Genomic DNA, 25,861 nt, shown 5'->3' with positions numbered 1-25,861 from the left:
TTGCCGAGCAGGCTCGATTCATTTGCCCTATACAAAAAACATGTCTGTTCCTCCAAAAGATATATTTTTGAAAAATACTGACACTTTTACTGTTTTTTTCTTTATAATGCAAATCAACGAAGGGAGAGGATAGCATGTCCAAACGAAAAGGCACGATTCTTTTTACTGCTGTATGCCTCATAGCAGGAAGTTTGTCGATGGTGAGCCCAGCTTCAGCTCATGCAGATACCCCTTATTTTGGAAAGAGTTATGAACAGCCGGCCTCAGTGAAGAAGCTATACCCTGAACCTGACGAGACGTTCGGCACCCCTGCCTTTCAGAAAAAAGGAGAAGCCTTTACAACACAAGAAGAGCTTCAAGAATTCTTGCGTGATATTGTCCGCAAAAGTCCTTACGCTACGCAGAAACAGATTGGAACATCCATTGAAGGACGGTCCATTTCAGCTCTCTACTTTACAAAGGATCGTCATATCTCTCCACTTTCAAAAAAGCCAACGATCTGGCTTCAAGCACAAATACACGGAAATGAACCAGCCTCCGGTGAATCTGCTCTCGTCATCGCAAAACGATTAGCAGGTGAACAAGGAGAGCGTATACTCAATCATGTGAATATGATCATTGTCCCGAGAATCAATCCTGATGGTTCTTATGCGTTTGACCGCAGGCTTGCAAACGGAACGGATGGAAACCGTGATCATATGACATTAGAATCTCCAGAGCTCACAGCCCTGCATCAAGAATTTAATCGGTATGCACCAGAAGTAGTCATTGATGCCCATGAATACGATGTGGGACAAAAGCAGTTTGATGATATCGGCTCAGCGGGTGCCCTCAAATATCACGATTTACTGATATTATCAGGGAAGAACTTGAATATTCCAGAAAGCATCCGGCTCACGTCAAATGAATTATATGTGAACGGCGTCCGTGAAACGCTGACAAATCAAGGATTTTCGAATGATTTATATTATACAAGCACAAGAGGAAAGGATGGAAAGATCGATCTCTATGAAGGCGGAACGGATGCACGAATTGGCCGAAATGCCTTGGCGCTCTCGCCAGCGCTATCCTTTCTTGTAGAAAGCAGAGGGATTGGAATTGGAAGAGAGGACTTTACCCGCCGCGTTGCAGCACAAGTCACCACACATGAAAAAATCATTGAAACAACGGTGAAACATGCAAAGCAGGTGAAGCAGCAAATGGTGACGGAGCGTTTGAAGCTGGTGAAAAAAGGACTCCAATCAAATGATGACGATCAAGTGGTTATTCAAGATGATTTCAAAGCGCCTGTGGATGATTCGCTTGAAATGGTGGATATTGAAAAAGGACAGACCATCAATGTCCCTGTACGCTTTCACAGTGCGAGCGATGCTGTTCCTGTCATGTCGAGAGAACGACCGACAGCTTATCTCGTTTTACCTGGGCATGAAGGGGTAGAACGGAAGCTGAAAACTTTAGGGTTAAAAAGTGTCACATTGCCTGCCAGTGTAAAAGTACCGGTACAAGCCTATCAGGTAACAAAACGAGACGAAAAGAGCAAAACTGATATTCAGCTTGAAACAAAACTCACCCAAAAGAAACGACAGCTGCCAAAAGGGACAAAGGTATATATCACGGCGCAGCCGCAAACGAATTTATTGTCACTTGCCCTTGAACCAGAATCAAAAGACAGCTATATGTCATCTGGGTTTATTGCTTCAAAAGTGGGCGATGAACTGCCAGTGTACCGGTTCTTGCTATCTCAAAAGACGTTAGGCATTAAATAAAAAAGGGCTAAAATTATTTTAGCCCTCAGCGTGTAGACAAACCCTCGCATTCGGTGTCAGTCCTGTGCGCCGATGCTCACGAATGTTAAATTCGCTCCGCTTCGGTGCTCGTCCTTCCTAGACTGCAAAGGTTTTCTATCACGCTGAAAAGAAGACAAAGGGCTAAAATAAACATCATTTTAGCCCTTTGTCTACAATCTAGAAGCGGCACAGTGCGTGCCGCTTTTTTATTTTCGTCCAGCTCTTATTTCATCAGTCAAGCCTTCATATGGTGCTTCGGCGATAATGGTTTCGTCATTTACACCTGCATGATGGATATACGTAATGTCCGCAAATTCTGGAACAACATATTTTGGATAGGTGTCGTATTTTTCACGAGATTCTTTCATGAGATCGATATAGTCATTTTGATAGCAAACTGTGATATCTGGACGTTCATGCACCCATTTTGGGAAGAAGATGACGCCATGCATGCGTTTTTCTTCAGGCATAAAGTTCAGAGAGACGTCTGTCCCAGTTGGTTCTGTCCAAGAAACTTTGTAAACGCCTTTTGTCAGCTTCACAATATTCACTTCTTGATCACGGACCCAGCGGCCTCCAACCATTCCGCTATGAATGCGGTAATCAATGGTGTGATCGTTTTTAATGTAAATCTCATATTCCCAGCCATTTTCATACGTATAAATCATATGAAGTCCAACGAATTGATCCATGTTTATTCCTTCTTTCATTAGAATGATGTTATTTCAAACATGTCATGATTTACATGTTTATTTTAAAGTCTATGGTATAATATTGTCAAAGAATAAGCGTTGGAGGCACATTATGAGAGTTTTAAAATATGCCATTCTTGGTTTACTAGATCAGTGTGAGCTGACGGGATATGATATAACCAAACATTTTAAGGATTCCCTTGGACAGTTTTGGAGCGCGAAGCACAGCCAAATTTACCCTGAGCTGAAGCGTCTCACAGAAGAAGGGTTTATTGAATTTGTTATTCGTATACAAGGAAAGAAGCTGGAGAAGAAGGTCTATCAAATCACAGAGGCAGGGAAAGCAGAATTGCATCAGTGGTTAAGGACAAAAGACCCGATACCAGAAACAACAAAGGATGAATTCATGCTCAAAACATTTTTCATCTCTTCCATGGACAACAAAGAAGCGGCTGACTTGTTTACACATCAACTGCTAGAGCGCACCAAAAAAATAGACATGCTAGAACAGAAGCTGCACGCTTTAACGGAGGAAGACCCTGCCGCTGAATCGCTTCATTCAGCGCAATTTGGGCATTACTTAGTGCTGACAAGGGCAATTGAAAGAGAAAACGGCTATGTCCGCTGGCTCGAGCAGACCCTTAAACGGATTGATTCATCCGCGCTCTAAGGACAATGGTCGGATGATATGATAAAAAATGGTTTGAAACCAGTGAATTTATTAATAGAAACCGCTACAATGGATATATTCGTATTAAAGTGAGGCGAGTATGTTTGAGTAATCAAGAAGCGTTGTGGAATGAAGCAGAAGCTTTTATTTCTTTATGCTATGAAGAATTAAGCAAGTCAAATGAAGAGAAAGCAGCACGTCTGCATGAAATAAAACAAGAAATTGACTCTAAAGGGATGTATACTCACACACAAGAGGAATTGGCGCACGGGGCGAAAATGGCGTGGCGCAACAGCAACCGCTGCATTGGCCGTTTGTTTTGGTCAACCCTGCATGTTCACGACTGCCGGCATGTGAAGACAGAAGAAGAGGTGAAAGAGGCACTCTTTCATCATATTGAGTATGCGACAAATGGCGGGAAAATCAAACCATCCATTACGATCTTTCCTCCAGAAAATCATTCGCAAAAGGAAGTCGTCATTTATAATCATCAGCTCGTTCGTTATGCAGGCTATGAGACGGAGTATGGCATCATTGGCGACGAGGCATCTCTTGAATTGACAAAGTTGTGTGAAGCCCATGGCTGGAAAGGGGAGGGCACGCATTTTGATATTCTGCCTCTCATGTTTCAGCTAAAGGATCAGCCGCCAGTTCTGTATGAGCTTCCGAAAGAAATCGTCCAAGAAGTCGAGATTACCCATCCTGAATATGAAGGATTTCGTGATTTAGGATTGAAATGGTACGCCGTTCCGATTATTGCTGATATGAAATTAGAGATTGGCGGTATTCATTACAATGCGGCACCGTTTAACGGATGGTATATGGGTACAGAAATTGGCGCACGTAACCTAGCCGATGAAAATCGCTACAATATGTTGAAAAAAGTTGCTTCTATTTTAGGGCTGGACACGACAAAGAATGCGTCGCTTTGGAAGGACAAAGCCATTGTTGAGTTGAATGTGGCGGTTCTCCATTCTTACCGAGAAGCAGGGGTGACCATTGTTGATCACCATACAGCAGCACATCAATTCAAACAGTTTGAAAAGCAGGAAGAAAAGGCTGACCGCAAGCTGACTGGGGACTGGACATGGCTGATTCCGCCAGTATCACCAGCTGCTACCCACATCTTCCACAAGCATTACGACAATACCATTGTGAAGCCGAATTATTTTTATCAGGAAAAGCCCTACCATGGGACAGAAAAAGCCTAGCGAGAGCTAGGTTTTTTGATTACCTTATTCGAAAATCCTTATAATGAGCTAACTCAGTGAGCGGCTCCATCTGCATATCTGTGACCTTTGAAAAAGGGCTTCCTTTTCGAACGGTCTTTAAGAAATCAAGCACCTTTTGCTGCTCACCCTCTACCTTTAACTCGACATGACCTTCATCTGTGTTGCGTACCCAGCCTTTCATCCCGCGATTGACGGCTTCTCCTTGAACAAAATAGCGAAAACCGACTCCCTGCACCCGTCCTGCGACAATGGCATGATAATGAATCAATGTCATCTCTCCTTTTTTCTCATCGTACCATAGCATGTATCTGACCTTCACGCATCGACTATGATTTAATTGTCTAACGATGTAAAATAATAGGCATGAGACAACCAAAGGAGATGGTCATCGTGGGACAGAAGAGATATGACATAGTAGGAATCCAAGTAGGACAACCCATCACGACCTATGCGAACGGAAAAGAAATCAAAACAGCCATCAACAAAAAGCGTATTCATGAGCCTGTATATTTGAGTAAGGTCAATTTTGAGGGAGATAGCCAAGGTGATTTGGTTCATCATGGAGGATATGATAAAGCCGTCTGCGTCTTTCCATATGATCATTATGCTTACTTCGAGCAATTTTTAGGGGTTACATTACAGGAAGCTGCGTTTGGCGAAAATCTGACAGTGCGCAAGCTAGTCGAGACGAAGGTGCGTATTGGCGATGTCTTTCAACTTGGAGAAGCACTTGTTGAAGTGAGCCAGCCAAGACAGCCGTGTGTGAAACTATCTTTTAAGCACGCTAACATGAAGCTTGTCAAGGAAGTACAGCAAACGGGGTATACCGGTTTTTATTTACGGGTGCTGAAAGAAGGCATAGTGCCGCCTGATGGTTCTCTTGTATTAGTAGAAAAAGCGCCCCATCACATTACAGTCCATGAAGTGAACGAGGTCAAATATCGTCAAACAAGTCCAGAGAGGCTGAAAGCCGTTCTTGCAGTAGATGCCTTAGCAGATGTGGTGAGGAAGTCTTTAGAAAAACGAATTCAGCACATTTAAAAAAAGCCGTACATCTTATGCTGATGTACGGCTTTAAGCGTTTATGAGCTAGGTTTCTTTTGCTCAAGAAGATTTGCAAGGAAATATGTTTTTAAGCTTTGAAGCTTTCTTCCTTCATGCTTGGTCACACCAAGCTTCTTTAATTCTTCGACATACCAGCCTTTGCTACCATAATGCATGATAGAAAACTCCTTTCAATTGAAACTGCCTGCATTGTAACATCTCAAAAAAGGACGTGAAAAGTGTGCAGGGGTTAAAAAATGAAAACTGATTCTATCTGCCTATGATCCATGTATATGCTGGAAATAATCATTTATGAATTTGGCGGGTTGAGGGTAACGATGATCATGCCGACCGTCATAATCATGATGACAATACCAAGATAAGTCATCATGGATTGTTTTTTCTTAATACCTACAACCGTTAAGATGATACTTTCTATCAAAAAGATAACTCCTATGATGATGAACCACATATCAAATAAGACCCCTTTCGCATATCTTTGCCTATTTTACCACAGGCATTTTGTTTAGTCGTGACAGATTCGTGAAAGGGAAACGAAAAAAACCCCTCCAGTGAAGAAGGGGACCTGCTGGCTTACAGCTTCGTTAAAATAATGGGTTCGTCTTTTGTGATCACAATAGTATGTTCAATCTGTGCCACTAGGCTTTTATCTGGTGTTTTAAATGTCCAGCCGTCATCAGTCTGATAAATCGATTCAGCATTAGTTGAAATAAAGGGTTCGAAGGCGATCACTGTGCCATTCTTAAACAAAGCATTATCGAATGGATCATAATAGTTCAAAATATGGTTGGGTGCTTCATGCAGACTTTTCCCGATGCCGTGTCCTGTTAGGTTTTTAATGACGGTAAATCCTTGTTCTTTGGCTGTATTGTAGACCGCACGGCCAATTTGATTTTGTCTTTTACCGGCTTTTGCATGCTTTAATCCTTCGAGGAACGCATCCTCTGCACACTGGCATAATGCTTCAAGACGAGCATCACCTGTACCTAATACGAATGAAATGCCGGTATCGGAATAATAGCCGTCCAGCTCTGCTGAGATATCAATATTGATGAGGTCGCCCTCTTGTAAAATGGTTTTTTCACTTGGAATACCGTGTGCAACTTCATCGTTCACGCTGATACAAGTCGTCCCAGGGAAGTCATATTCCTTTTCAGGCGCCGAATTGGCCCCATGCTCTTCTAATATTTTTTTTCCAATCAAATCTAATTCTTTTGTAGACATGCCTGGTTTCGCTTGGCTTTTCATTTCTTCTCTTGCCAAAGCGACAATTCGGCCGACTTTTTTTAAGGCTTCTAACTCATGATCATGTTTGACAATCACTGTTCATTCCCGCTTTCTATAACTTCATTCTATTCAATAGCTTACCACATTTTACGCGAAAAGAGTAAAGAGCGGAATGTCAAATGAATGTGGACAAATTGGTATAGATAACTAGATGTGCATATGATATATTTTTTATGAACATCATGAACGTTTGGTCATGATGAAGACAAAGGGGGAGAAGGCAAATGGTGTTTCAGTTTTTTCAAAAGCTAGGCAAATCATTTATGCTTCCAATCGCTGTGCTTCCGGCAGCAGGGATTATTTTGGCTATTGGGCGGGAGGATGTATTCGATATCCCGTTTATTCATGCGGCAGGGAATGCTATTTTTGCAAACTTGGCTTTAATTTTTGCAATGGGTATAGCGATCGGCATTGCAAAGGATGGTAATGGGGCAGCGGCATTATCAGGTGCGATCTCTTATTTTATTTTATCAGCTGGTACAACGTCGATTAACTCAACGAACAATATGGGGGTATTGGGCGGTATTTTATGCGGGCTATTGGCAGGGTATGTGTACAATCGCTTCAAGGATACGAAACTGCCGGAATACTTAGGTTTCTTTAGCGGAAGACGGCTTGTGCCGATTATGACCGCACTTTTCACCATTCTATTAGCAGCCGTTTTCGGATATGTCTGGCCTCCGATTCAAAGCGGGATCAATGGTTTAGGGGAATGGATTTTAAGTCTTGGTGCGACGGGTGCAGGGCTGTTTGGTTTCTTTAACCGATTGCTCATTCCATTAGGGCTTCATCATGTGCTGAATAACTTATTTTGGTTTCAATTCGGGGAATTCAGCGGGGCAACAGGGGATTTAGCGCGATTCTTTAAAGGAGATCCAAGTGCGGGTGTCTTTATGACCGGGTTCTTCCCAGTGATGATGTTCGGTCTGCCAGCGGCATGTCTAGCCATGGTTGTGACCGCAAAGCCTGAAAAGCGAAAAGCTACAGCTGGCTTGATGATTGGGATGGCGCTTACGTCATTTATTACAGGGATCACTGAACCAATTGAATTTTCATTTATGTTTTTATCTCCACTCTTATATGGTGTCCATGCTGTGCTAACAGGTCTTTCGCTCTTTATTGTGAACACCATTGGAATTCATAGCGGCTTCGCCTTTTCAGCAGGAGCGATTGATTACGTTTTAAGCTTTGGCATCGCACAAAAACCACTCATGCTGCTCGGAGTTGGGGTGCTTTATGGCATTGTGTACTTTGTCGTTTTCTATTTCCTCATTAAACTGTTAAAGCTCAAAACACCAGGCAGGGAAGATGATGACATTGAAGATATTGCAGCCGATGATACGAAGACGGCAGGTGCGAGTATGCTTGTAGAGGGACTTGGCGGCAAAGACAATATCACCACGATTGATCATTGTGCCACTCGTCTACGTTTAACAGTAGAAGATACACATTTATTAAATGAAGGCACATTGAAAAAAGCAGGTGCCAAAGGGGTACTGACTTCAGGGAAAACCTCCGTACAAATCATCATTGGAACGAATGTAGAATTTGTCGCAGATGATCTCCGCAAGGAAGTCGATCGAGATTGAAAAAAGCGTTCAGCCAGGTCAAATGGGCTGAACGTTTTTTTGTTTGCGCTGTTCGATCACCAGCACAATACTGATGACAACAAGTAAAAACCAAGAACTGATTTTCCCAAGATGTACGAGAGACCAAGCGTGCTGTTGATTTGGATATTGCCATGCTCCTAAAAAGGTGGTGACATTTTCGGCAATCCAAATGAAGAAACCAATCAGCAGAAATGAGACGACAAGCGGCATTCGAAAGGTAGAAGAGCCAACCTGAAACGAGACGGACGTTTTTCGAAACACGACAACAAGCAGCAATGTCAGCCACCACCTGAGATCATAGAGCCAATGATGCGTAAAGAAATTGAGATAAATGCACAAACTGATCCCGATTGAAAAAAACGGATGGGGCCATGAAGCCATCTGCACTTGAAGCCGGGACAGGGCCTGATAAATATAGCTTGCTACACTCGCATACATAAACCCGCTATAGAGCGGAACCCCAAAGACCTTCGTATAAGCTTCTTCAGGATAGGACCAAGAACCCATATGTACTTTATACATTTCTAAGCCAATTCCAATGAGGTGAAATAGACAAATCACCTTCAGTTCATTCAATGTCTCCAGCCGAAGCGTCAGCATGAGAATCTGTGCCAGGAGGCAAAGCAGTAGAATGAAATCATACCGGTGAAGAAAAGGAATAGCCACCATCTTTGATAGGGCAAGCGCCGCAAAGATCATGACAGGGAATAGACACGACATCGCCTGTAAGTAAGCAAAATGGAATAATGTTTTCATACAAAGTTAAACCCCTTCTTATTGTCTGAAATGACTTAGACGGTTTTAGCAAGGGAAAAGTTTACCTCACATAGATATTCATGAACAATTTGTGAATATCTATGTGAAAAAGATCACAAATTAGAAACGGCATAGTATAATAAGATCATAAATAGAATGTGAAATATTTCACATAAATTAAAAGGAGGCATCATCATGTTTACAAAATTCTTACAAACGAATGTATGGGCAGCGGTTATCCTTTTGGCAGCAAGACTTTATATCGGATGGACTTGGCTGACATCTGGTATAGGAAAACTAACAGGCGGATTCGATGCATCAGGATATTTACAATTTGCGATAGCTGAACCTGTTGTCAAAGATGGCCATTTAGTGTATCCGTTCTATGTATGGTTTTTAGAAAATGTCGCTTTGCCGAATGCGGGACTATTCAGTGCCATGGTCATGTGGGGAGAAATCTTAGTAGGTCTAGGATTAATCGTTGGATTGTTCACAACAACCGCAGCCTTTTTCGGAAGCGTGATGAATGTCTCTTTCTTACTAGCTGGTACCGTCTCTGTCAACCCGCTTCTCTTGCTCATTGCCATCGTCATCATGGCAGCGAAAGGGAATGCAGGCAAATTTGGACTTGATTATGTCGCAGGTCCAGTCTTGAAACGAACAATGAAAAGAAAGCCGCATTTAGAAGTGGCTTCATAATAAAGAAAAAGCATCCTGAGCTTCTGCTCAGGATGCTTTTTTATTTAGGAATCGGCTTTCATCAGGTTAATATGCAGGACGGTGAGTTTATGCTGATTTATATCTGGGTCATGGCCGACGATAAATTCAAGCTCATAATCTCCAGTTCGATACACGTATTTTTTCTCTTTTGTCTGAGGGATGGTGCTGACCGAATCCGCTGGTCCAAGTTGTTTCTTTAATAGGGAAGGGGTCATCCCGCCGATATTTGTTTCTTTTTCTACATTTGTACCGAAATAACGGATTTCGTCAATTTTGCCTTTTGCATCATAATGAAAAGCAAATCCCGGATTCCCCATTTCAGCATGATACAAATCAAAGCTGCTGTGACCTGTTTCTGGATATGGATTTCCTAGTTTATGATGAACGTCTTTTTTTGTTTGAACACCAATTTTTAGTCCTTCTGCATAGTACGGCATTTGTCCTTTATGTGCCAGCTCATACACGTTGTTTAATGTGTTTTTCGGACCTTGAGGAACGGATTGTTCTACTGCTGTTTTGGTCATGGCGTGTGCTGAGACCGCAGGGCTGAAACCAATTAGGGCGGACGAAGCGAGTGAAGCAGTCACGACAAAAGCGGTTGTTTTTTTCAAGATAAATCCCTCCTTCTTCTTTCTATACCCGGTGCAATAGCGGTCAAACGTGAAAAGAACCAGCTGATCAGGGATCGGCTGGTTCTTAAAATGAGAAAGTTATTTTGATGAAGAGCTGGATTCATCTTTGGCGGAAGAGGAATCTTCTTCATCCTGTACTTTCTTTGTATAGTCATATTGATTGCGGTCAATCGGTGTAAAGCCTTTAGGCTTGTAGAAACGGAGTAAATCTTCGGTGACGATCTTATCAGATGTCTCCAGCATCTTTTTCACCGTTTCATTTTCTTGTGATGTTTTATCAGTCGGCTCAATTTTCTCGCCTGTTTTGTTGCTGTAATAGTTATTGCCTACTTTTGTGTAGTCCTTAGAGACGAAGTCACCGTTTCTAAATGGCACAAGCTCTTTGAAATTCTTCGATAAGATATCAGAACCAGACATTAAATAGTTCTTCGTATCATCGCCGAGCAGGTGCAGAAGGGTTGGTGCGATATCGACTTCTCCAGAGTATTTATGAATCTGTCCGCCTTTTACCCCTGGTACATGAATAAAGAGCGGCACACGCATGAGCTGCGCATTTTCATAATCTCCGATTTTTTGTCCTGTCACTTTTTCCATCGCTTCATTGTGATTTTCAGAAATGCCGTAATGGTCTCCGTACATAATGACGACTGTATTGTCATAGAGACCTGATTTTTTCAAGTCGTTGAAGAACTGTTCAATGGCTTCATCTAAATAATGAGCCGATTGGAAATAGTTATTGACGACAGAGTCTCCGAAGTCACCAGGTTCGAAATCGGTATCACCTTCATCCATTCCAAATGGGAAATGGTTCGATAACGTAATGAATTTCGAATAAAACGGCTGCTTCAAGTTTTCGAGCATTGGCATGGATTCTTTGAAGAAAGGTTTGTCTTTCAGCCCATAGTTCTTCGTATCTTGCTCATTCATATCGTAGTACTCAGAATCGTAAAATCTGTCATATCCAAACGACTTAAACATTTCATTACGGTTCCAGAAGGTTTTCGTATTGCCGTGGAATTCTGCTGACGTGTATTGATCCTTCTTCAAGATGCCAGGAAGTGCTTGATACGTGTTTTGCGCTTTGTTAATAAAAACAGAGCCCTGTGATAATGGGAATAGCCCAGTATCCATCATAAATTCAGCATCAGACGTCTTTCCTTGTCCTGTTTGATGGAAGAAGTTATCAAAGTAAAACGTTTGGTTGTCGTGTGCCAATGAATTAAGGAATGGCGTCACTTCTTTTCCGTTTACTTTGTAATCAATGACAAAGTTTTGCAGAGATTCAAGAGAAATGGTGATCACGTTCATGCCTTTCGCTTTCCCGTAATACGCCGGGTTAGGATCAGCGCTGTTCGCTTTTAAATAGTTCTCTACATCTGTCACGTCATTTGAATTTGCCAGAGCACGCTGGCTGTTTGATTTCACATTTTGAATGGCATCAAACACAGTAAAGTTATAAGCACCTAAATATTTAACTAAATAATTGCGGTCAAACGATCTTGATAAAAGCTCTGGTCGATCAATCTCTGCGGCGACTAAGTTCATCACAAAGATCACAACAGAGGACACAAGGACGAGTCTAAACGATTTTGACTTTTGAACAGGTACAGTAGCTGTACTTGTTTGCTGCTGCTTTTTCATGCGGACTGCGAGTACGATCAAAATGATTGTATCCATAAAGTAAAACATATCAGTCCAACGCATGAGTGAAAATGCACTATCACCTAATTGTCCGCCATTCGTTCCTGCCTGCATCACGGTAGGCAGCGTGATAAAGTCATTGAAGAATCGATAGTACACGATGTTTGCGTATAGTAAAAAAGACATGAAAAAATGAATCACAATGATAGCGGCAGGCTGCCATTTTTTCTTGAACAATAAAGCAAAGCCAAGAAAGAACAAGCTGGAGCTAATAGGATTCACGAAAAGCAAAATATGCTGAAGCACATTTGATATACCAAGTTTAAATTCAATTAAATACGCTGAATACGTTTTGAGCCAAAGTAAGATGACTGCAATAACAAAGAAGCCGAGGCCTCGTTTTTGAATAAATGTTTTCATAAAAACACTCCTTTTCTCCGATACACGGAAGAGGCGGAACGAAAGAAAACGAACCATTAGAATATACCATGAAATGCTCAAATAGAAAAGTGTTAACCGGAGAAGAGCGTCAGCAGCCTGTCCGAGGAATAAAAGGGAAGAAAACGAAAATATTCGCTCTTCGAAAAACTTTTTATGAAATTCATCCTATTATTAACAGAAAATTCAGCAATTTCCCAGTTGCTATATCAATAAAACAGGTAAAAAGACACAAGTCTAAAGAATTAATTTGGTTTCTACAATGATGATTTAGAGAGTATTTCCAGTGTTTCTTAATGTTTATGCAGGTTAAGTAAAAAAAATGAGAAAAAGAATGGAGGAGGAACATGGATGAGATTTCCTGCGATGAGATATATCAATATATTTTTTTGTTTCATCAACATAATGTTTTCGATGTGTTTTGTAAGGGTTTTATTTATTTTGATGAATGAACAAATTATCTAAATATACTTAAGTGAACATTTCGAGACTATAAACTTTTAAATTGGGGTCGATATAGACTTTGACAGGAAATCTTCCATTGAAAGGATTGATAGTATATGACTGTACGAGCAGAGAACCTCGTTCAGAACTGGTTTCCGAGTGAGGACGGAAATGCAGCAGAGCGTAAAGAACTCATCAAACTGATGGAGCAGATTGTTTCAGGGATCGATCACCTGAAAGATCCGAACCGTGCACACCTAAAGGGTGAAAAGAATCGTGGAGAAGATTTTTACCAAAAGCTCACTGAAACAAGTCAAATTCCGGTGAACGGCCAACAAGCGGAACTTGTGAATGAAGAATTACTGAAGCTTTTACATAACCATCCATACCACACAAAGTATTTCTTCACGAACATTTTGCCAATGGCAAGTACACCAGGAATTCTAGGCATGCTGACGGCCATGCTGGTAAATGGAAACAACCTATGGGATGTTTATGGACCAGCAGGAGCGGAAGCTGAGGTCAGAGTGGTCTCAATGATGTCTAAGCTCATCGGATATGATCCAAGTGTGAGCGGGGGATATACAACATGGGGAGGTCAGGGAGCCATTTTCTCAGGACTACGTTTAGCGATTGCAAAAGTTGCGCCGGAGTCACTGCGAAAAGGTGTCCCGCAAAATCTTTATGCGTTTTGTTCTGATGCTGCACATTACAGCTTATTTAAGTCAATGGAAGCAACAGGACTTGGCACAGACAACTTGATCAGAATTAAGACGAATAAAGATCATTCGATGGATATGGAAGATTTGCGTTGTCAAATGGAACGTGTTGCACAAAATGGCGGAATTCCCGTTTATATTGTCGCAACAACCGGAACAACAGATGCCATTGCAATTGATGATGTAAAAGGGGTACGTGAAACAGCAGAAGCCATTGCTGAGGAGTATGGTCTACAGGTGCCGCATATTCATGCGGATTCAGCGCTCGGCGGATTCTTTGCTTTCTTTAATGAGTATGATGTAGCTGAAAACCCGCTGCAATTCTCAGACGGTGTTCTTCGTATGCTAAAAGAAATCAAAGCGAAATTCCAGCATCTTTCTCTTGCTGACACGATGTGCTTTGACTTTCAAAAGCTCGGCCAAACACCTTACACATCTAGTTTATTCTTAGTGAAAAATGCTGCTGACCTAAAGCGTTTAGATCTGGAAGAACAAGAGACACCATATGTTGGTCATAGAGGCTACGGCGAATACCATACGGGTTATACACTGGAATGCTCAAGAATGGGAAGCTCGATTAGCATGCTGAGTGTGCTGTTAACGTTTGGAATTGAAGGCTACCAGCGCTTGCTCGGTCAATTCCTAGAGGTGAACCTTGCCTTCAGAGAAGCACTCAGTCAAGAAATTCCGCAAGCAGAAGTCGTGAATGATGACAACGTCGGAATGGCTACATTATTTAGAATTTACCTAGACGGCTCACCGCGTTTTCAAGAAGAGATTTCAGGCGAAGCGACTTCAATGGAAATTGAGCGGAATAATGAATTGAACAAAATGCTGTTTGAAAAGCTTGGAGAGAAAAGAGACGAAATGTTCTTTGGCGATACAACGAAGTTTTTACTTGTAAATGCAAAAGAAGGACAAGAATTCTATCTAAGTGTTAGTAAGTTTTTTGTTATCTCACCTTATACGTTACCAGAGCATATCCCACATATCGTATCTTATTTAAAAGATGTGATCGCATCTGTTTGTGGACAATTTGAACATGTACATGCTTAAATCAAATCTGAGAGTGGAGATGTAGGAAAAAATGGCGAAACAAAGGAAATTTGGAGGATACACGATATCCTCTAAAATCATGTCAGTCGTTGTCGTAACATTACTCGCAACCGTTGCACTATTCGTTTTAACATTTTATCTAGTCAGCCAGGATTTATCATCCCAGTTATTAAAGCAATTTGATTATCGATTAACAACAGATATTGATACTGCAAAGAAAGAAATCGATAATTTGGATGGAAACGTTCTTGGCATTAGCGGGAAGGATGATCCCCTTTATGTGGAGGTCAAAAAGAAATTCAAGGAGCTTCAAGAAGATCATACGCTTGAGAACTTATACGTGCTATCTAATAAAGGCGGCAAAGAAAGAATTATTATATTAACTGGGGAAGAAAATGATTTTGATCAAGATTATGCCTTTTCAGATGAGATGAAACAAGCACTTTCTGAAGATAAAATGATCAAAAGTGATATTTACAAAGACTCATTTGGTACACATAAATCAGTCTTTTTGCCAATCAAAGATTCAGGCGGTGAACTGACGGGGATTTTAGGAATTGATTTAGATGCGTCTGTTGTGCCTGAAACAACGAAGAAGCTGACGATCTATATCACGGTTGCATCTGCTATTGTGCTCATCGGTGGGTTGTTTTTCTCCTTTATCATGGGCAGAAGAATTGCGAAACCAGCACGTTCATTGATGGAATCAGCGAACCGAATTGCTGACGGTGATTTAACTGGAATGGTAGAGGTTGAAAGTAAAGATGAGATCGGTCAACTTGCCGCATCCTTCCAAAAGATGCAGGGGCGGATCAAAGAGCTCATTGCGAAGATCTCAAACTCATCTAGTGAAGTGTCGAAAATGTCCTCACAGCTTCGCACCGTAACGAATGAATCGAGTCAAAGTGCGCAGCAAGTGTCAGAAGCCATGACGAATATGAGTGAAGGAATCAATGATTCTGTCGCAAATATTACGGATTGTACAACATCCGTTGCAGAGATCGATACTCAAATCGAAGGTGTCACAAAAGAAGTCGATGAAATGAAATCTGTTTCATCTGACGTACAAGAGCAGTCAGAATCTGGTCAAAAACTAGTGAATCATGTGCTTGAGCATCTGAATATGTTACATGATAAGATGACCAACTCAAAGCAGGCAGCAGAAGAATTACAATCTCATTCCACGGAGATTGAAAGTGTCATCTCGATTATTACGGACATTTCAGCGCAAACGAATCTGCTTGCACTGAATGCTTCAATTGAAGCGGCACGTGTTGGAGAAGAAGGAAAAGGGTTTGCTGTTGTGGCAGATGAGGTGCGTAAGTTAGCTGAGCAATCAGCGGATGCGGCTAAAACCGTTTCAGACCTCGTCATCGGCACACAGGAAAACAGTCAGCGTGTTCTTGAAAGCGTAGAGGAAAGCAGTAAAGCAGTGGAAGAAGGACGTGAACAAATGGAAGGCACGTCACAAAACTTCGCTGTGATTTACGACGGCGTATCTCAGTTTTCAAGAAGAACGAACAATTTGCTTGCTTCTATTAAGCAAGTAGAGCAAGCATATCAAACGATTTCTACATCGATTGAACAAATTTCGGTTGTATCGGAAGAACACGCCGCCAGCTCTCAAGAAGTAGCGGCAGCAACAGAACAGCAAAGTGCTGGCATGCAGCAAATTTCAAGTGCGATTGAACAGCTCTCTGATATGTCAGAGGACTTAGCACAGATGGTATCTACTTTCAAAATCGACAATAAATAACGAGAAAGCTGACTCTTGTGAGAGAGTCAGCTTTTTTGCTATGCTTAATCAAATCGTTGCAGACGAAAGGAGAAACGCCATGGATTTTGCACAGAGATTATCAGAAGAACGGATCAAAAAAGCGATGGATCACGGGGCTTTTGAAGGATTATCTGGCTTTGGCAAACCCCTGCCTAAAGATGATGCTGCTCATGTACCTGAAGAACTCAGAATGGGCTACAGGATGATGAAAAATGCTGGCTTTGCTGGGGAAGAAACAGCACTGAAAAAAGAACTTATGACCGTCAAAGAGCTTCTTCACTCCAGTATAGACGGGGGGGAAAGAAAAAAACTTTCTCTCATATGTGAAGAAAAACAAAAACGCCTGGATGAACTCACATCTAAGCGTCAAACTTTTGCCCGTCCAGCCTCCTCCTTTTATAAAAACAGGGTCTACGAAAAATTAACGGAGCATAAAAAAAGATGATGACACGCTGCCTCTCCTGAGCACATTGAGGGAGCTTTTTTATGAAAGCGCTGCATTTTGTTGTTGACTACATGTATATACAAATATAAAATAAGAAACAAACATGTATATACAAGTTTTTTGGTTCTTTTTTCTTATAAAAAACGATCTCGGAGGGGATAGCATGGCTGATTATCAGGCAGCAGCAGATCAGATTGTGAAAGCCATCGGCGGCAAAGAAAATATTGATCAAGCAACACATTGTGTGACAAGGCTGCGCTTTGTGCTGAAGGATGAAGGAAAGGTTGATGAGAAAGCACTTGAACAAATAGAAGAAGTGAAGGGATCTTTCTCAGCGAACGGTCAATACCAAGTTGTGATCGGCCAAGGGGTCGTCAATCGAGTATATGCTGAAATGGTGAAACAGACAGGGATTGGGGAAGCCACAAAAGAGGACGTTAAGCGTGCCTCTGATCAAAAATTAAATCCATTGCAGCGTGCAGTGAAAACGCTTGCGGATATCTTTATTCCGATTCTTCCTGCCATCGTCACAGCCGGTTTATTAATGGGGATTAATAATATTTTAACAGCTCCTGATATTTTCTTTGATCAAAAGTCGATTGTGGATGTGTATCCGGCATGGGCTGATTTAGCGAATATGATCAACTTGATTGCAGGCACTGCCTTCACATTCCTGCCCGCATTAATCGGCTGGTCAGCAGTGAAGCGGTTTGGGGGAAATCCGCTCTTAGGGATGGTCCTTGGGCTGATGCTCGTACACCCAGACTTATTAAATGCGTGGGGCTATGGAGCGGCTGAAAAGTCCGGTGAGATTCCTGTCTGGAATTTGTTTGGACTTGAAGTGCAAAAGGTAGGCTATCAAGGGCAGGTTCTTCCGATACTCGTCGCCTCGTATTTACTTGCAAAGCTCGAATTATTCATCACAAAACGGACACCTGAAAGTATTCAGCTGTTAGTGGTTGCACCGATTACGTTATTAGTCATTGGCTTTTTATCCTTTATCGTCATTGGACCTGTTACATTTGCGATCGGAAACGTTTTAACATCTGGACTTGTGGCTGTATTCCAGCAATTCGCAGCACTTGGCGGTCTATTATACGGCGGATTGTACGCTGCATTAGTGATTACAGGGATGCACCATACGTTCCTCGCTGTCGATATTCAATTGATTAATTCCAAACTGCATGGCACGTTTCTATGGCCGATGCTCGCACTGTCTAATATCGCACAAGGATCAGCCGCACTTGCGATGATGTTTGTTTTAAAAGATGAAAAGCAAAAGGGGCTCTCACTGACATCAAGTATTTCCGCTTACTTAGGAATTACCGAGCCAGCGATGTTTGGCGTCAACCTGCGCTATCGATTCCCATTTATTTTTGCACTTATTAGCTCTGGTTTAGCTGGTATGTTTATCGCCTCTCAAGGGGTGCTGGCAAGCTCAGTTGGTGTTGGAGGCATTCCAGGAATCTTCTCCATTATCCCGAAATATTGGGGCGCATTTGCGATAGGGATGGTCATTGTAATCATCGTCCCGTTCATTGGAACCCTTTTGTATGCAAAGCTAAAAAAGAAGAAAGATGTTTCACAAGAACTTAACTAGTGGTGGTGAAGGAAATTGAAACAACAAACAAACGAACCGTGGTGGAAAAAAGCGGTGGTCTATCAAATTTATCCGAAGAGCTTTTTAGATACAACGGGCTCAGGTACAGGCGATATCAATGGTGTGACAAAAAAGCTCGATTATATTAAAGAGCTGGGGGCGGATTGTATTTGGCTCACGCCAATGTATGAGTCTCCGCAGCATGACAACGGCTATGATATTAGTGATTATACAAAAATCCATGACATGTACGGCACAATGGCGGATTTTGAACACATGCTGAAAGAAGCCCATGATCGAGGTATACGAGTCATCATGGATTTAGCCGTCAATCATACATCCATTTTTCATGAGTGGTTTCAAGCATCGCGCGAGTCAAAGGATCATCCTTATCGAGATTATTATATTTGGAAGGAGCCTAAAGCAGACGGATCACCGCCGAATGATTGGCAGTCAAAATTTGGCGGGCCAGCCTGGGAGCTAGATGAAGCAACGGGAGAGTATTATCTTCATTTATACGATGTCACACAGGCGGATCTCAATTGGGAAAAGGATGAGGTGCGCAGGCAAGTACATGACATCATGCATTTTTGGTTTGAAAAAGGAATTGATGGATTCAGGCTGGATGTCATCAACAACATCTCGAAAGATCAACGCTTCTTAGATGACGCCGGACAGTCTGTGCAAGGAGACGGCCGGATGTATTATACGGATGGCCCAAGAATTCATGAGTTTCTGCATGAAATGAATCAAGAGGTTTTTTCGAAATATGACAGCATGACAGTCGGGGAAATGTCTTCAACGAATATCACAGACTGCATTCGGTATACAAGACCGGATCGGCAGGAGCTGGATATGACGTTTAATTTCCATCATTTAAAGGTCGATTATCCAAACGGAGAAAAATGGGCCCTCGCACCATTTGATTTTCAGGAATTGAAGTCGATTCTGTCTGAGTGGCAGACGAAAATGCATGAGGGCGGCGGCTGGAATGCGCTTTTCTGGTGCAATCATGATCAGCCGCGTATCGTCTCAAGATACGGTGATGATGAAACGTACCATCAGCAATCAGCGAAGATGCTGGCGACTACCATTCATCTCATGCAAGGGACTCCGTATATTTATCAAGGTGAAGAAATTGGCATGAAGAATCCTCGGTTTGAGGACATATCGTCTTACCGCGATATTGAATCACTTAATATGTATGAAGCCATGCTTGAAAAAGGGAAATCAAAGGAAGAAGCACTCGCCATTTTACAGGTCAAGTCAAGAGATAATGCGAGAACACCGATGCAGTGGACCTCAGAAAAGAATGCAGGTTTCTCAAAAGGAACACCTTGGATTGAGCCAGCCAATAACGACATTTCAGTAGAAGCTTCATTAAAGGATCAGTCGTCTATTTTCTATCATTATCAAGCGCTTTGCAGACTGCGTAAAGAACTTGATGTGATCACATATGGAAGCTTCACTTTACTCTTAGCAGAAGATCCGAAGGTTTTTGCTTATGTCAGAAAAAGCCATGAGGAGAAGCTTCTTGTGATCAATCATTTTTATGCAGGGGAGGCGGACTTTACGCTTCCTGATGAGCTCGTGCAGGCTATAGATGAGATGGAGGGGCAAGTGCTGTTATCCAATTATGAGGATGTACCGGCAGATATGAAGGGATTTACGTTGCGTCCATATGAGTCAATCGTTTATCATTTAACCAAACGCTAGAAAATGGGGCGGAGGGAAAATGAAAGAGAATAAGTTTCGAGTGATTTATGATCAGCTCGCAAGACGAATTGAACAAGGTGATTGGCAGGATAAAGGCATTCTGCCATCAGAGCATGAGCTATCCTTGATGTACGATACGTCCCGTGAGACGGTAAGAAAGGCATTAAATATCCTTGTGCAAAATGGCTATATCCAAAAAATCCGCGGGAAAGGCTCTGTCTTGCTGAATCGTGAGAAAATGCAATTCCCAGTCTCGGGTCTCGTCAGCTTTAAAGAGCTTTCCCAAACACTTGGCCGAAAGACAGTTACGACGGTTCACGAATTTGGTTTAATCAAACCGGATCAGTATATTCAGTCTCAGCTGAAAATAAGTGGACAGGAGGATGTCTGGGAAGTCATCCGCTCTCGCAATATTAGCGGAGAAGAAGTGATTTTAGACAAGGATTACTTTTTGCAAAAGCATGTGTCAGTCTTGTCGAAGGACATTTGTGAAGGATCAATCTACGAGTATATTGAAGGAGAGCTCGGTGTATCAATCAGCTATGCCCAAAAGGAATTTGTGGTAGAGCCATGTACAGAAGAAGACGCCAAGTATCTTGATTTGAACGGGTTTGACCATGTCGTCGTCGTGAAGAATTACGTGTTCTTAGAGGATACAAGTTTATTTCAATACACGGAAAGCCGTCACCGATTAGACCGCTTCAGATTCGTCGATTTTGCAAGAAGAGAAAAAGTGGACAGAGCATAGGCTCTGTCCATTTCAGGTTTTGGGAGAAGGAGAGAGATAGACGACGAATAGATCACCCTTTTTAGGAGGAAAGATGATTAGATTAAATAGACCACTAAAATTAAGAGATTTAGAAATATTCAGCGTGATGAAAGATCATCAGATTTTATGTTATGTCATCATTGAAGATACGCGAAAACCGTTTACGGAAGAAGACAGAAAGCTAGACCCATTATGTTATATGGATGAAGAAGATATACAAGCGTATTTGAATGTTTTTCATATTTCCATTATCAATGATGAGAAATTAAGTGAAGAGGATTTAACGATGGTAAAAGGTTTTTTTGCTGACTTTGTAAATAATACGAACTTAACGAATTTTATTACGAGAGATTATGTTTTAGAGGGTTTATATGATGTCGATGATGAAAATGACATCATGTTCTTTAATAGAATGCTTCGTCATATAGGGTCAGATGATGTGAAAGAATTTGACGACCGCAATTGGATCTATTTATCTCAAGATTAATGACTATTCCATGAAAAAAGGACAGAGCCTATGCTCTGTCCTTTTCCTTTAGGATGATACATTTTTTCTTGTACGCTTGCGCTGGTAGTAATAAAGGATACCGCCTGCGGCGAGCATGAGCACGCCAATCAGTACAGCTGTATACATCATCGTGGCTGTATTCGGCAGTGTGCCGCCTGGGAGGCCGGTTCCTTCTTGGTTTGGATCTGTGCCTGTACCTCCGCCTGGTGCTGATGTTTCGCCGTCTCCACCAGTTTGATCTGGGGTTGTTCCAGCTGCTGCATTTTGATTGAGGACGGTGTATTCGCTGAAGTGCTCAGTTTGACCTGATACGACTCCATTTTCGAACGATCCGTTACTTGTTTTGGCGTAACGATTCTTCTCGCGATCCACATAATACACACTAGGTTTTTTCGCCTTTTGAGGCTCGTCTAATGTAAAGGATAGTGTGACAGGGTCTTTAAAAGTCGAAACCTTTTTCTTGTCTTGTTTGATTTTGAAATCATACGTATCCGTTAATGCGTTTTTCACTTTATCCGTCTTTGTCATCCATATATCTGCGCTTTTCTCTGACAAATTGGAGAGCGGCAATGCAAGTCCCACTTTGTCATGATAGATGGTGACGTTTGGATCTTGCTCTCTTTTCTTCAGCTCGGCTACTTGCGCTTTTGATAGAGACAATTGAACGTTTTTCGCTTTGCTTGCTTTGTCTAAATAGAGAAATGCTTTGTTTGTATGCTGCACATACGTTTGGAATTTCTCATCATCTTGAATGTCATAAGCGCCATTTCCTTTCACGCGAGGAAGGAACACTTCTTTCACCCTGTGATCGATGACAGGCGAAATCTGCCCGTCTGCCTTTTCAATTTGCTCTTTGAAGATTTCATAGTCGACATAACCTAAGTCTTCGCCGTGAGAGGCTTCTGTAAAGACGCTGTAGCCGTCGCCGCCTGTGCCGACAAATGCGTTTGTGGCTACGCGGTATGTTTTCTCATCATCAATGTCTGTCAGTTGACCCTTTTGGTCTTTCAATTTCACATCAATCAGTCTGCTGCCAGCTGGTTTACTGAGAGTAAACGTATATTCAATGCCAGCTGCATGAGGGAATGCGCCTCCGCCTTCCTCTATGCCTGACAGCCCCTGTTCGAGTGCTTTTTTAATTTGACTGCCTTTTAAATCTGCGACATAAAGTGTATTTCCGAAAGGCATCACAGTTAAAATATCACCTAAAGTGATATCTCCTTTTTCAATGCTGCCTCGAATACCGCCGCCGTTTGTGATGGCAAGGTCAGCACCGGCAGATTCTTGCGCTTTCTGCAGCATGCCGTCGGCAATAAAGTTCCCAAGATTTGTTTCCTTCGCACGGACGTGCTCGCGTTGTCCGTCTAATAAGACATCTGTATAGCCGACTTTTTCTGTTTTTAAATCTTGAATATCTGCTTTGTACCCATCAAGGATCGCTTTTGCATCTGCATCTTCTTTGACAGAGTCATCAATAGAGATCAGGTCAAAAGAAGATTCTTTTGGCTGTACGACGCCTTTTTTGTCAAAGACTACGTCTACTTTCCCTAAAAATTGTCCGTAGTCTTTCACCTGAGCGACAATTGTAGGTTCTTTTTTATTGATGACCTTTAATTTTTCAACAAGTGTGTGCGTGTGACCGCCAATGATTAAATCAATACCGTCAACTTTTTGAGCCAGCTCAAGATCACGATTGTAGCCAATGTGTGTTAACGCAATGATTTTATTGATTTTTTCTTCTGTTTGAATGGTGTTGACTGTTTCTTTTGCTTTCTTGTACGCATCTTTAAATTGAATGTTAGGACCGCTGCTGGATGTAATGGCTGTGTCTTCAGTCGTTAAGCCGAATACGGCCACCTTTTCACCATTAACATCAAGCAGGATGTAAGGGTAGATCCCGGCTTCTTTTTTCTCACCAGCTTTAAATGAGGCTGGTTTTTTCACTAAGTCGCTCAATTGTTTTTCCTTCGAGACATCCACGTTTGATGACACGACCGGGAATTGAGGCTTTTCAAATTGATGACGGTTTTTCGGATCGACATCTGATGCATCACCTGTCAGAAATTGACGTAGTACAGAAGGACCTTTGTCAAATTCATGATTACCAAACGTCATGGCATCGTATTTCATTAAGTTCATCAATTTCAGATCGGCAAGTCCTTGCCATTTTGTGAAGTATAGGTCACCAGAGAAGACATCTCCAGCGTCCAATAAAATATTGTTCTTGCTTTCAGCACGGATTTCTTTGATCTTTGTTGCGCGTCTTGCCGCATCATCAAGGTGTGCGTGTGTATCGTTCGTATGCATGACTGTTAAATTCCAGTTGTCTGATGAAGGCGGTTCTGTTGTGCCATCCTCTTTAAAGGCTAGCTTGTACACACCAAGACCATCTGTGCTTGCGTTACGAACAAAGTCTACGCTGCTTGATTTCTCAGCAAACGGTTTGGCTAAAAGAGAAGATTCAAATGTTAAAGTTGCGCCTTTCACCGGTGCAATGGCCCAGTTTTGATCAGCACTTGGGTTGATGGTTTTTTGTTCGATAATATAATCCATCAGTACTTGGCGGTTCTCATCTGCTGAGGCAAGCACTACTTTATCTTGCGTCAGATGAGGGAAGCCTCCGCCGCCAGAAGCACGATAGTTATTTGTTACGACTAAAAATTCTTGATTATCAGAGACGGGTTTCCCGTTGTAAGACAGGTTTTTGATGCGGTTGGCATTGGCGTTGACAAGTGTGCCTGTTGTGCTGTATTTAGCAGGCTGCGTCACATCGACTTGGTATGTCACGCCATCAATTACATCAAAGTTATACGAGCGGTATTCCTCGTTTAAAATCGGCTGTTCTTTTGAAACGTTCGGTTTGATCTGATTAAACTGTCCGGCAGACATTTCTAACCAGTCTTTCACTTCACTGCCTCTCAGTTTCACAATCTGCACAGTGTTATCGTAAAGGTAGAGATCGCCGATGTTCTTAATTGCTAAATCTCCTTTTGCGATATTTGTATAATAATTTACACCGTTTCGGCCGCCGGCTTTAAACGGGGCACCTGCAGATAAAATCGGTAAATTTTGATACGCAGTGTCCTTCATTTTTTCTTGTGCATACCATTTTTGGGCATCTGTCACAATTTGAATCGAAGGGTCATCCATCACTTGAGCGAAAAAGCTATTAATGTCTGCTTCTGTTTTGCCAACAGGCTTTCTCACGTAATCAAGTGTGTTTTGATGCGTTGTTTGAATGGCATCTTTTACTGTGCTTTTCTGAGATGATACTCCGGCAACAGATTCGATCTTGCCTGTTCCGTCGGTGACCTTCCAGCTGCTGCCGTCAGGCTCTAGTGTTAAATCAATGACTCCGAGGTAGCTGCCCCAGTTTTTTGACATGACGACTGGGATGCCGTTGATGGTTCCTTTTGAGACATCGAATTTGTCAACGCCGTTATATTCAGCGCTTGGGAATGTGCCATGCTGGTGGCCAGATACAATGGCATTGATGCCTTTTGTTTTCGTGGCAAGGTCAAAGATCATATTTTCTGATCCTTTAGGTGAAGCTGTTTTTTCAATTCCTGTATGGGCAAGAGCGACAATGACATCTGCGCCTTTCGCCTTCATTTCAGGAATGGTTTCATTGGCAGATTCGACGATGTCCTGCACTTGGACTTGTCCATCTAAATGCTTCTTATCCCACGTCATAATTTGTGGTGGAACAAATCCTATGTAACCAACTTTCACAGTTTGTGAGGCTCCGTTTGCATCTTTAAAGGTTTTATCTTGGATCACGTAAGGTGTAAAACGGTGTTCTCCATTTAGCTTTTTGACGTTCGCATTGACAATCGGGAAGTTGGCGCCCGCAATGGTACCGTCAAGGAAGGATAACCCGTAGTTAAATTCATGATTGCCAAGTGTTCCTGCATCGTATTTTAGTTTGTTGAGTGTATGAATAATGGGGTGAACCTTTGTTTGATTGATGATGCTGTCTTTCTCATGTTTGTAAACGTATTCTCCAAGAGGGGTTCCTTGAATCAGGTCTCCGTTATCAACAAGGAGTGTATTTGGGTTTTGTGAGCGGTGCTTGTCAATCAGCTCGGCTGTTTTTGCCAAACCGAATTCATTTGTTTCTTTGTCGCTGTAATAATCATAATTCATCATGTTCGCATGAACATCGGTTGTGGCTAAGATGCTGACCTTTACGGCATTGCCGTTTTCTGTTTCTGCATAAGTAGGTACTGCTGGGAGAATGAGACTAATCATCATAATGGAAGTGAGCAGAATAGACAGGTTTTTCCTTCGTTGCTTC

22 protein-coding genes are annotated in these 25,861 nt (G+C 42.0%); 13 read left to right on the top strand and 9 right to left on the bottom strand.

What is annotated here, in order from left to right; genetic code table 11:
- Nucleotides 1-134 precede the first annotated feature (134 nt).
- Nucleotides 135-1,766, top strand: a complete 1,632-nt coding sequence (locus C6348_RS16290; RefSeq protein ID WP_106043739.1) for a M14 family metallopeptidase — start codon at nt 135-137, stop codon at nt 1,764-1,766.
- A gap of 227 nt (nt 1,767-1,993) precedes the next feature.
- On the opposite strand, the gene C6348_RS16285 is transcribed toward C6348_RS16290, so the two are convergent.
- On the bottom strand, nt 1,994-2,479 hold the full coding sequence (locus C6348_RS16285) for a phenolic acid decarboxylase (RefSeq protein ID WP_095286068.1): 486 nt from the start codon (nt 2,477-2,479) through the stop codon (nt 1,994-1,996).
- 112 nt (nt 2,480-2,591) lie between these two features.
- On the opposite strand from C6348_RS16285, the gene C6348_RS16280 reads away from it, so the two are divergent.
- Together C6348_RS16280 and C6348_RS16275 are read left to right on the top strand one after the other, a co-directional pair.
- Nucleotides 2,592-3,149: a PadR family transcriptional regulator gene (locus C6348_RS16280; RefSeq protein WP_106043738.1), complete on the top strand. Its 558-nt coding sequence runs from the start codon at nt 2,592-2,594 to the stop codon at nt 3,147-3,149.
- Between the two features lie 104 nt (nt 3,150-3,253).
- Nucleotides 3,254-4,360: a nitric oxide synthase oxygenase gene (locus tag C6348_RS16275; RefSeq protein ID WP_106043737.1), complete on the top strand. Its 1,107-nt coding sequence runs from the start codon at nt 3,254-3,256 to the stop codon at nt 4,358-4,360.
- Nucleotides 4,361-4,379: 19 nt separating this feature from the next.
- Here the strand turns inward: C6348_RS16275 and C6348_RS16270 are convergent, their stop codons facing one another.
- The gene (locus C6348_RS16270) at nt 4,380-4,649 is read right to left on the bottom strand and encodes an acylphosphatase (protein WP_034665208.1); all 270 of its coding nucleotides are present in this window, start codon (nt 4,647-4,649) and stop codon (nt 4,380-4,382) included.
- 122 nt (nt 4,650-4,771) lie between these two features.
- Here C6348_RS16270 and C6348_RS16265 point away from each other — a divergent pair, with 122 nt between their 5' ends.
- Nucleotides 4,772-5,422, top strand: a complete 651-nt coding sequence (locus C6348_RS16265) for an MOSC domain-containing protein (RefSeq protein WP_106038422.1) — start codon at nt 4,772-4,774, stop codon at nt 5,420-5,422.
- Nucleotides 5,423-5,463: 41 nt separating this feature from the next.
- On the opposite strand, the gene C6348_RS16260 is transcribed toward C6348_RS16265, so the two are convergent.
- From C6348_RS16260 to map, 3 genes are all read right to left on the bottom strand, one after another.
- A complete protein-coding gene (locus C6348_RS16260) occupies nt 5,464-5,601 on the bottom strand; it encodes a YflJ family protein (RefSeq protein ID WP_003214303.1) in 138 nt (45 codons plus the stop codon).
- A gap of 134 nt (nt 5,602-5,735) precedes the next feature.
- Entirely contained in the window at nt 5,736-5,897 is a 162-nt protein-coding gene (locus C6348_RS19095) for a hypothetical protein (protein ID WP_003214360.1), read from the bottom strand.
- A gap of 122 nt (nt 5,898-6,019) precedes the next feature.
- Complete coding sequence (gene map, locus C6348_RS16255) at nt 6,020-6,769, bottom strand: type I methionyl aminopeptidase (protein ID WP_044139748.1); 750 nt, start codon at nt 6,767-6,769, stop codon at nt 6,020-6,022.
- 191 nt (nt 6,770-6,960) lie between these two features.
- Here map and nagE point away from each other — a divergent pair, with 191 nt between their 5' ends.
- Complete coding sequence (nagE, locus tag C6348_RS16250; protein ID WP_223250510.1) at nt 6,961-8,322, top strand: N-acetylglucosamine-specific PTS transporter subunit IIBC; 1,362 nt, start codon at nt 6,961-6,963, stop codon at nt 8,320-8,322.
- A gap of 18 nt (nt 8,323-8,340) precedes the next feature.
- Here the strand turns inward: nagE and C6348_RS16245 are convergent, their stop codons facing one another.
- Nucleotides 8,341-9,099: a DUF817 domain-containing protein gene (locus C6348_RS16245; RefSeq protein ID WP_095286073.1), complete on the bottom strand. Its 759-nt coding sequence runs from the start codon at nt 9,097-9,099 to the stop codon at nt 8,341-8,343.
- Nucleotides 9,100-9,294: 195 nt separating this feature from the next.
- Here C6348_RS16245 and C6348_RS16240 point away from each other — a divergent pair, with 195 nt between their 5' ends.
- Nucleotides 9,295-9,798, top strand: a complete 504-nt coding sequence (locus tag C6348_RS16240; protein WP_034665187.1) for a DoxX family protein — start codon at nt 9,295-9,297, stop codon at nt 9,796-9,798.
- A gap of 44 nt (nt 9,799-9,842) precedes the next feature.
- On the opposite strand, the gene C6348_RS16235 is transcribed toward C6348_RS16240, so the two are convergent.
- Nucleotides 9,843-10,430 (bottom strand): YjgB family protein, encoded by a 588-nt coding sequence (locus C6348_RS16235; protein WP_106043736.1) that lies wholly within the window; start codon nt 10,428-10,430, stop codon nt 9,843-9,845.
- Nucleotides 10,431-10,529: 99 nt separating this feature from the next.
- On the bottom strand, nt 10,530-12,512 hold the full coding sequence (ltaS, locus tag C6348_RS16230; protein WP_106043735.1) for a lipoteichoic acid synthase: 1,983 nt from the start codon (nt 12,510-12,512) through the stop codon (nt 10,530-10,532).
- Between the two features lie 578 nt (nt 12,513-13,090).
- Here ltaS and C6348_RS16220 point away from each other — a divergent pair.
- The 7 genes from C6348_RS16220 (at nt 13,091) to C6348_RS16190 (ending at nt 21,543) form a co-directional block, all read left to right on the top strand.
- Nucleotides 13,091-14,749 (top strand): pyridoxal phosphate-dependent decarboxylase family protein, encoded by a 1,659-nt coding sequence (locus C6348_RS16220; RefSeq protein WP_106043733.1) that lies wholly within the window; start codon nt 13,091-13,093, stop codon nt 14,747-14,749.
- Nucleotides 14,750-14,780: 31 nt separating this feature from the next.
- Complete coding sequence (locus C6348_RS16215; RefSeq protein ID WP_034665174.1) at nt 14,781-16,505, top strand: methyl-accepting chemotaxis protein; 1,725 nt, start codon at nt 14,781-14,783, stop codon at nt 16,503-16,505.
- A gap of 79 nt (nt 16,506-16,584) precedes the next feature.
- On the top strand, nt 16,585-16,971 hold the full coding sequence (locus tag C6348_RS16210) for a DnaJ family domain-containing protein (protein ID WP_106043732.1): 387 nt from the start codon (nt 16,585-16,587) through the stop codon (nt 16,969-16,971).
- 163 nt (nt 16,972-17,134) lie between these two features.
- Complete coding sequence (gene treP / locus C6348_RS16205; protein WP_106043731.1) at nt 17,135-18,571, top strand: PTS system trehalose-specific EIIBC component; 1,437 nt, start codon at nt 17,135-17,137, stop codon at nt 18,569-18,571.
- Nucleotides 18,572-18,586: 15 nt separating this feature from the next.
- Nucleotides 18,587-20,287: an alpha,alpha-phosphotrehalase gene (gene treC, locus C6348_RS16200; protein ID WP_106043730.1), complete on the top strand. Its 1,701-nt coding sequence runs from the start codon at nt 18,587-18,589 to the stop codon at nt 20,285-20,287.
- 19 nt (nt 20,288-20,306) lie between these two features.
- Nucleotides 20,307-21,035 carry a trehalose operon repressor gene (gene treR, locus C6348_RS16195; protein WP_060595768.1) on the top strand — a complete coding sequence of 243 codons (729 nt, stop codon included), beginning with the start codon at nt 20,307-20,309 and terminating at the stop codon, nt 21,033-21,035.
- Nucleotides 21,036-21,108: 73 nt separating this feature from the next.
- A complete protein-coding gene (locus tag C6348_RS16190) occupies nt 21,109-21,543 on the top strand; it encodes a terpene synthase (RefSeq protein WP_106043729.1) in 435 nt (144 codons plus the stop codon).
- Nucleotides 21,544-21,591: 48 nt separating this feature from the next.
- Here C6348_RS16190 and C6348_RS16185 read toward each other — a convergent pair whose 3' ends face one another.
- Nucleotides 21,592-25,818, bottom strand: a complete 4,227-nt coding sequence (locus C6348_RS16185; protein ID WP_223251593.1) for a multifunctional 2',3'-cyclic-nucleotide 2'-phosphodiesterase/3'-nucleotidase/5'-nucleotidase — start codon at nt 25,816-25,818, stop codon at nt 21,592-21,594.
- Nucleotides 25,819-25,861 lie beyond the last annotated feature (43 nt).

The sequence above is a fragment of the Bacillus sp. YBWC18 genome, assembly GCF_002998775.1.
Classification (GTDB): domain Bacteria; phylum Bacillota; class Bacilli; order Bacillales; family Bacillaceae; genus Bacillus.
The sequence above is the reverse complement of the archived record's forward strand: the minus strand, read 5'-3'. Positions and strand labels throughout refer to the sequence as shown.